General features: G+C 70.2%; 8 protein-coding genes. 7 read left to right on the top strand and 1 reads right to left on the bottom strand.

Annotated elements, in window-relative coordinates:
• The first annotated feature begins 191 nt into the window (after positions 1 to 191).
• Positions 192 to 1043, top strand: coding sequence for a TatD family hydrolase (locus ACIY1X_RS22955; protein WP_399685098.1), 852 nt, complete (start codon positions 192 to 194; stop codon positions 1041 to 1043).
• A 182-nt stretch (positions 1044 to 1225) separates the two neighbouring features.
• Positions 1226 to 1672, top strand: a complete 447-nt coding sequence (locus ACIY1X_RS22950; RefSeq protein ID WP_399685095.1) for a hypothetical protein — start codon at positions 1226 to 1228, stop codon at positions 1670 to 1672.
• Between the two features lie 138 nt (positions 1673 to 1810).
• Here the strand turns inward: ACIY1X_RS22950 and ACIY1X_RS22945 are convergent, their stop codons facing one another.
• Positions 1811 to 2632 carry a mechanosensitive ion channel family protein gene (locus ACIY1X_RS22945; RefSeq protein WP_038205252.1) on the bottom strand — a complete coding sequence of 274 codons (822 nt, stop codon included), beginning with the start codon at positions 2630 to 2632 and terminating at the stop codon, positions 1811 to 1813.
• 27 nt (positions 2633 to 2659) lie between these two features.
• Here ACIY1X_RS22945 and ACIY1X_RS22940 point away from each other — a divergent pair, with 27 nt between their 5' ends.
• The 5 genes from ACIY1X_RS22940 to ACIY1X_RS22920 form a co-directional block, all read left to right on the top strand.
• Positions 2660 to 3187, top strand: a complete 528-nt coding sequence (locus ACIY1X_RS22940; RefSeq protein ID WP_399685093.1) for a DNA-deoxyinosine glycosylase — start codon at positions 2660 to 2662, stop codon at positions 3185 to 3187.
• Positions 3187 to 3951 (top strand): spermidine synthase, encoded by a 765-nt coding sequence (locus ACIY1X_RS22935; RefSeq protein ID WP_399685091.1) that lies wholly within the window; start codon positions 3187 to 3189, stop codon positions 3949 to 3951. Before ACIY1X_RS22940 ends, ACIY1X_RS22935 begins: the two co-directional genes overlap by 1 nt.
• A 70-nt stretch (positions 3952 to 4021) precedes the next feature.
• The gene (locus ACIY1X_RS22930; RefSeq protein ID WP_399685089.1) at positions 4022 to 5881 is read left to right on the top strand and encodes a GspE/PulE family protein; all 1860 of its coding nucleotides are present in this window, start codon (positions 4022 to 4024) and stop codon (positions 5879 to 5881) included.
• A 126-nt stretch (positions 5882 to 6007) separates the two neighbouring features.
• Positions 6008 to 6496, top strand: a complete 489-nt coding sequence (locus ACIY1X_RS22925) for a tripartite tricarboxylate transporter TctB family protein (RefSeq protein ID WP_399685086.1) — start codon at positions 6008 to 6010, stop codon at positions 6494 to 6496.
• A 10-nt stretch (positions 6497 to 6506) separates the two neighbouring features.
• Positions 6507 to 7197, top strand: a 691-nt coding sequence (locus tag ACIY1X_RS22920) for a tripartite tricarboxylate transporter permease (RefSeq protein WP_399685083.1), incomplete at its 3' end; no start/stop codon positions are given.

Genomic DNA, 7197 nt, shown 5'->3' with positions numbered 1-7197 from the left:
CGGCGTGACGGCCGGCGCTTCGGCGGCGGCCTCCGGCGGCGCGCCTTCGGCCTCGGGCGCGGCGCTCCGGGGCGAGCTGCTGTAGTGGGCTGGCCTGCGCATCGTGGACCTCCGCAATGTGTCGGATGCAGGAACGACTTCACGGTAGCACGCTTCGTTGCGCCGTGCATGCGTTGCGGCATCATCCCCGGATGGCGGTCTTCATCGATACACACTGTCACCTCGACGCGCCGGAGTTCGGCGCCGAGGCGCCCGCCGTGAGCGAGCGCACACGCGCCGCCGGCGTGGCGCTGTGCGTCATCCCCGCCGTCGCGCCCGGCAACTTCGCCACGGTGCGCGAGATGGCGCACCGGCAGGGCGACGCCTACGCGCTGGGCATCCACCCGATGTGCACCGGCACCGAGGCGGAAGGACCTGCGCTGGACGCGCTGGCCGAGGAGCTGCAGCGGCGGCAGGACGATCCGCGCCTGATCGCGGTGGGCGAGATCGGCCTGGACTTCTTCGTGCCCGGCCTGGACGGCCCGCGGCAGGAGCGCTTCCTGCGCCGGCAGCTCGAGCTGGCGCGCGCGCACGGCCTGCCGGTGCTGCTGCACGTGCGCCGCTCGGTCGACAAGGTGCTGATGCACCTGCGCCAGGCCGGCGGCGGCGTGCCCTGGCAGGGCATCGCGCACGCCTTCAACGGCAGCGCGCAGCAGGCGCAGGCCTGCATCGAGCTGGGCCTGAAGCTCGGCTTCGGCGGCGCCGTGACCTTCGAGCGGGCGTTGCAGCTGCGCCGCCTGGCCGCCTCGCTGCCGCTCGAGTCGATGGTGCTGGAGACGGACGCGCCCGACATCCCGCCCTTCTGGCTCTACCGCACGCGCACCGAGCGCGAGGCCGGGCAGCCGCAGGGGCGCAACGAGCCGTCGCAGTTGCCGCGCATCGCCCGCGACATCGCCGCCCTGCGCGGCCTGGCCGTCGACGCGCTGGCGGCGGCCACCACCCGCAACGCCTGCGCCGCCCTGCCGCGGCTCGCGCCGCTGCTGGCGCCGGACGGCAGCGTGTAGCCGGCGTCCCATCGCCGTGTCATCGCCAGGCCGACGTGCCCTGTAGGCCGAAGGCGCAACCCGCCGGCAGGCCGCGCCAGGCGGCGTTTTTGGTGTCATCCTGCGGTGCATGGCAGGCGTTCGGCCTGTGTGGCACCACGCCACGGGCGCGATGCCCCATTCCACACAAGGAGAACCATTCCATGAAGCAAACGACTCTGCGATTCCTCCCCGCTGCCCTCGTGCTGGCGCTGGCCTCGATGGGCCTGACGGCCGTTGCGCAGACGAATGCCACCACCACCTCTGAGCCCACGGCGACCGAGAAGGCCAAGGAAGTCGGCCGCGACGTGAAGGAGACCGGCAAGGACGCCGTGGACGCCACCGAGCGCGGCGCCAAGAAGGCCTGGAACGCTACCAAGGACACCAGCGAGAAGGCCTACGACGCCACGAAGTCGGGCACCAAGAAGGCCTACAACGCCACCAAGAAGACCAGCAAGAAGGCCTACGACGCGACCAAGAAGGGCGTGGGCAAGGCCGTCGACGCCACCGAGAACGTCGGCCACAAGGCGGCCGAAGGCATGCGCAACACGGGCGAGAAGATCGGCGAGAAGATCCCCGGCACGCCGCAGCACGACGCGACCAAGCAGTAAGCAGGTTGCGAGAGCACCATGCATAAAAAGACCCGCTTCGGCGGGTCTTTTTTTGTCGCCGGGCCGCCCCAAGACAAAAAAAGCATCCCCTCGGGGGATCGGGCAAGCGCGAAGCGGTTGCCCGAGGGGTCTTTTTTGTCAGGCCGTCCGGCGCTGCACCATCGGCGTTTCGGGCACCGGGTAGCCCGCCGCGCCGAAGGTCTGCACGATGGCCTTGTGGGTGTCGAAGTAGACCTGCCAGTAGTGGTCGGTGTGGGTGTAGGGCCGCACGGCCAGCAGCGGGCCCTCGGGGGTGAACTGGAGGATCTCGACGTCCGGCGCCGGGTCCTTCGTCACGTTGGGGATGGCGGCCACCGCCGTCTTCAGCCGGGCGATGGCGTCGTTCACGTCCACGCCGTTGGCGACCTTGGCGGTGGTGTCCACCCGCCGCCAGCCCAGCGTGCTGTAGTTCTGGATGGTGCCCGAGAGCACGCTGTTGTTGCCCACCGTGGCGACCACGTTGTCGGGCAGCACCAGCGTGGTGCCGAACAGGCCCAGCTCCTTCACGGTGCCGGTCACGCCTGCCACGGCGACGAAGTCGCCCACCTTGTACGGCCGCAGCACCTGCAGGAACACGCCGGCCGCGAAGTGCGTCAGCAGCCCGCCCCAGGCCGTGCCGATGGCCAGCCCCGCGCCGGCCAGCAGCGCGGCGAAGGAGGTGGTGCGCACGCCGAACAGCTCCAGGATGGCGAGAATCAGCACCACGTTCAGCAGCACGCCGACGATGGACTGCAGGTAGCCGCTGAGGGTGGGGTCGATCGAGCCGCCGCGCTGCAGGGCGCCGCCCATCAGCCGCAGCGCCATCTTGATGAGCCAGCGCCCGATGAGCCAGGCCACGATGGCGCCCAGCACCTTCAGGCCGAAGTCCACGCCCTGCGTGGTGAGGAAGGCCCAGGCGGATGCCGCAGTGATGTTCTCCATGTTCCCTCTTCCTTCGTTTCTGGTTCGATGACGCCGACCCGCTCCGACGGCCCCGTGCAAGAAGGGCCCTGGCTGGAGGGGCTGCCGCCGCTCGTGTCGCCGCACACGGTGGTGCTGGTGCTCGGCAGCTTTCCCAGCGCCCGCTCCCTCGCGCAGCGCCAGTATTATGCGCACCCCCACAACCAGTTCTGGAAGATCTTGCAAGCCATCTGGCCCCAGGAGCCGCTGCCCGCGGACAGCTATCAGGAACGTGGCAGATGGCTGCTCGACCGCGGCCTGGGCCTGTGGGACGTCTACGCCCGCTGCTGCCGTGTCGGCAGCCTGGACGCCGCCATCCGCGATGCCGAGGCCAACGACATCGCCGGCCTGCACCTGCCGCGGCTGGCGGCCGTGGCGCACAACGGCGCCGAGAGCCACCGGCAGGCGCGCCGCGCGGCACCGCCCGGCGTGCCGGCCTATCGGCTGCCCTCCACCAGCCCGGCGCATGCGGCGATGCGCTTCGAGGACAAGGCCCGCGCCTGGCGCGAGGTGATGGTCCGCCACGGGCTGGTCTGATGGCGGGCCGCGCTCCCCTTTCTTCGTTGTTGCCCGAGGTCAATTTCTCCGACTGGGGCGACGTGCGCTACCTGCACCTGGGCACCGAATGGGTGCAGGGCTCGATGCGGCTGGACGCGCCCTACGAGATCGAGCTGGAGTACGTGCAGCGCATGATGGCCTGGCTGCTGTTCGTGGCGCCGGCCGAGGTGCCGAAGCGCCACGCGATGCAGCTCGGCCTGGGCGCCGGCGCACTCACCAAGTTCTGCCGCAAGCAGCTGCGCATGCGCACCACCGCCATCGAACTCAACCCGCAGGTGCTGGCCGCCTGCCGCGGCTGGTTCAAGCTGCCGCCCGAGGACGCGAAGCTGCGCGTGGTGATCGCCGACGCGGCCGGCGAGATCCGCAAGGACGAGTGGCAGGGCGCCGTCGACGCGCTGCAGGTGGACCTGTACGACCACGAGGCCGCCGCGCCGGTGCTCGACAGCGAGGCCTTCTACATCGACTGCCGCCGCCTGCTGACCGAGGACGGCTGCATGACCGTGAACCTCTTCGGCCGCTCGTCCAGCTACGAGCGCAGCCTGGCCAAGATCGCCGCCGCCTTCGGCCCCGAGGCGCTGTGGGCCTTCAAGCCCACGCGTGAAGGCAACACGGTGGTGCTGGCCCAGCGCAGCCCCGAGCGGCCGAAGCGCGAGCGCCTGGCCGACCGGGCGCAGGCGATCCAGACGCGCTGGGGGCTGCCCGCGCCGAAATGGTTGCGGGTGTTCAAGCCCGTGTCATCATGAATGGCATGAGCGCCGCGCCGGGCCGCCCCAAGCAAGCTCGCACCGCAGTGCGAAGCACGGAGGTTATCCAATGAGCGCAGTCCCTTCCGCTTCCACCCGTGGGCCCGAGGGGCCGCTGCAACTGCGCCAGCTCATCGAGTGGCTGGCGCGCGACGCCGTCATCTCGCCGGCCGAGGCGCAGCGCACCATCGCCCGCTGCGCGCAGGTGGAAAGCCGCCAGCACCCGCTGGTGCGCCTGGCCAACGTGGCGATGGCGCGCGAGGCCGACGGCAAGCCGCTGGACCTGGAATCGCTCACCCAGTGGCTGGCCGGCCGCGCCGGGCTGGAGTACCTGCGCATCGACCCGCTGAAGGTGGACGTGGGCAAGGTGGCCGACACCATGAGCGCCGCCTATGCCGAGCGCCACAAGGTGCTGCCGGTGCAGGTCACGCCCGCCGAGGTGGTGGTCGCCACCGCCGAGCCCTTCCTCACCGACTGGATCGCCGAGGTGGAGCGCCAGGCGCGCCGCACCGTGCGGCGCGTGGTCGCCAACCCGCAGGACATCCAGCGCTACACGGCCGAGTTCTTCGCGCTGGCCAAGTCGGTGCGCGCGGCGCAGAAGCTCGGCGGCAGCAGCGGCAGCGCCAGCTTCGAGCAACTGGTGGAGCTGGGCAAGTCCAACAAGCAGCTCGACGCCAACGACCAGAGCGTGGTGCAGGTGGTCGACTGGCTGTGGCAGTACGCCTTCGACCAGCGCGCCAGCGACATCCACCTGGAGCCGCGGCGCGAGCAGGGCGTGATCCGCTTCCGCATCGACGGCGTGCTGCACCCCGCCTACCAGATGCCGCTGGGCGTGATGAACGCCATGATCGCGCGCATCAAGCTGCTCGGCCGCATGGACGTGGTCGAGAAGCGCCGCCCGCTGGACGGCCGCATCAAGACCCGAAGAATGCGTGCCCCCACGCCCGGCTCTGCCGTGCTGCCCCCCGAGGGGGCGCAGCCGCCTTGGGGCGGCCCGGCGGCGGCTGGCGCGGCGGAGGAAGTGGAGATGCGCCTGTCGACCCTGCCCACCGCCTTCGGCGAGAAGATGGTGATGCGCATCTTCGACCCCGACAACGCCGTCAAGGACCTGGACGCGCTGGGCTTCCCGCCGCAGGACGCGCAGCGCTGGGAGCAGCTGGTGTCGCGGCCGCACGGCATCGTGCTGGTCACCGGCCCCACCGGCTCGGGCAAGACCACCACGCTCTATTCCACGCTCAAGCGCGTGGCGACGGAGGAGGTCAACGTCAGCACGGTGGAAGACCCGATCGAGATGATCGAGCCGGCCTTCAACCAGACGCAGGTGCAGCCGCAGCTCGATTTCGGCTTCACCGAGGGCCTGCGCGCCCTGATGCGGCAGGACCCGGACATCATCATGGTCGGCGAGATCCGCGACCTCGACACCGCCGAGATGGCGGTGCAGGCGGCGCTCACCGGCCACCTGGTGTTCAGCACCCTGCACACCAACGACGCGCCCAGCGCCACCACGCGGCTGATGGAACTCGGCGTGCCGGCCTACCTGATCAACGCCACGCTGCTGGGCGTGCTGGCCCAGCGCCTGGTGCGCACCCTGTGCCCGGCCTGCAAGCAGCCCGACGAGAGCCTCGACGCCGAGCGCCTGGCCGAGGTGGTGGCGCCGTGGAAGATCAACGGACAGGTCAGGGCCTACCGCCCGGTAGGATGCGTGGACTGCCGCATGACGGGCTACCGCGGCCGCATGGGCCTGTACGAGCTGCTGACCGTCACCGAGCCCTTCAAGAACCTGCTGGGCAAGGCGCCGAGCATCGACGCGCTGCGGCGGCAGGCGGTGGCCGACGGCATGCGCCCGCTGCGCCTGGCCGGCGTGCTGCGCGTGGCCGAGGGGCTGACCACGCTCGACGAAGTGCTCAGCGCGACGCCGCCGATCGAGTAGCCGCGGCCGCCCGCCGCTGGCGGCCCATAGGTGTTTTCCCTGGCGCTTCGCTAGGTGGAATCCACATCGAAGCTGACCGCATGCTGACTAAGAATTCACGGGTTTGATCTGTATCAGGAGAGCTTCGTGAAACTGAAAAGCCGCAAGGACTTTTTTGCGGGCCTGATGTTCGCGGTGGTGGGCGTGGCCTTCGCGTGGGGCGCGACCACCTACACCGTGGGCACGGGCGCCCGCATGGGGCCGGGGTACTTCCCGCTCATGCTGGGCATCCTGCTGGCCCTCATCGGCCTCGGCGTGATCTTCGGCTCGCTGGTCGTGGAGACGGCCGACGGCGAGCCGATCGGCAGCATCGCCTGGCGCCCGCTGGTCTTCATCATCGGCGCCAACGTGATCTTCGGCATCCTGCTGGGCGGCCTGCCCAGCATCGGGCTGCCGGCGATGGGACTGATCATCGCCATCTATGCGCTGGTCATCATCAGCGGGCTGGCGGCGCCGAACTCGTCTCTCAAGCTGTCGCTGATCCTCGCCACCATCCTGGCCGTGGGCAGCTACCTCACCTTCATCGTCGGCCTGAACCTGCAGTTCCAGGTCTGGCCGACCTTCATCACCGGCTGAGACCCGCACCATGGAATTGTTCGAACACCTCTCGCTCGGGTTCAGCCACGCGATCTCGCTGCAGAACCTGATGTACGCCTTCATCGGCTGCCTGCTGGGCACGCTGATCGGCGTGCTGCCGGGCCTGGGCCCGGTGGCCACCATCGCCATGCTGCTGCCGGCCACCTACGCGCTGCCGCCGGTGGCGGCGCTGATCATGCTGGCCGGCATCTACTACGGCTCGCAGTACGGCGGCTCCACCACCGCCATCCTGGTCAACCTGCCGGGCGAATCGGCCTCGGTGGTCACGGTGATCGACGGGCACCAGATGGCCAAGGCCGGGCGCGGCGGACCTGCGCTGGCGGCGGCCGGCCTGGGTTCCTTCTTCGCCGGCTGCGTGGGCACGCTGATCCTGGCCGCCTTCGCGCCGCCGCTGACCGAGCTGGCCTTCAAGTTCGGCCCGGCCGAGTACTTCAGCCTGATGGTGCTGGGCCTGATCGGCGCCGTCGTGCTGGCCTCCGGCTCGCTGCTCAAGGCGATCGGCATGATCGTGCTGGGCCTGCTGCTGGGCCTGGTGGGCACCGACGTGAATTCCGGCGTGGCGCGCTACAGCTTCGACGTCCCGGAACTGACCGACGGCATCGGCTTCATCGCCATCGCCATGGGCGTGTTCGGCTACGGCGAGATCATCTCCAACCTGGCCAAGCCGGAGGAAGAGCGCG

The organism is Xenophilus sp., from assembly GCF_044462705.1.
Classification (GTDB): domain Bacteria; phylum Pseudomonadota; class Gammaproteobacteria; order Burkholderiales; family Burkholderiaceae_C; genus Xenophilus; species Xenophilus azovorans.
This window is presented reverse-complemented; position numbering and strand designations above follow the sequence as displayed.

Bases quoted from the DNA above. Each gene is read 5' to 3' on its own strand.
- ACIY1X_RS22955 (WP_399685098.1), top strand. From the start codon at position 192: ATGGCGGTCTTCATCGATACACACTGTCACCTCGACGCGCCGGAGTTC.
- ACIY1X_RS22950 (WP_399685095.1), top strand. From the start codon at position 1,226: ATGAAGCAAACGACTCTGCGATTCCTCCCCGCTGCCCTCGTGCTGGCG.
- ACIY1X_RS22945 (WP_038205252.1), bottom strand. From the start codon at position 2,632: ATGGAGAACATCACTGCGGCATCCGCCTGGGCCTTCCTCACCACGCAG.
- ACIY1X_RS22940 (WP_399685093.1), top strand. From the start codon at position 2,660: ATGACGCCGACCCGCTCCGACGGCCCCGTGCAAGAAGGGCCCTGGCTG.
- ACIY1X_RS22935 (WP_399685091.1), top strand. From the start codon at position 3,187: ATGGCGGGCCGCGCTCCCCTTTCTTCGTTGTTGCCCGAGGTCAATTTC.
- ACIY1X_RS22930 (WP_399685089.1), top strand. From the start codon at position 4,022: ATGAGCGCAGTCCCTTCCGCTTCCACCCGTGGGCCCGAGGGGCCGCTG.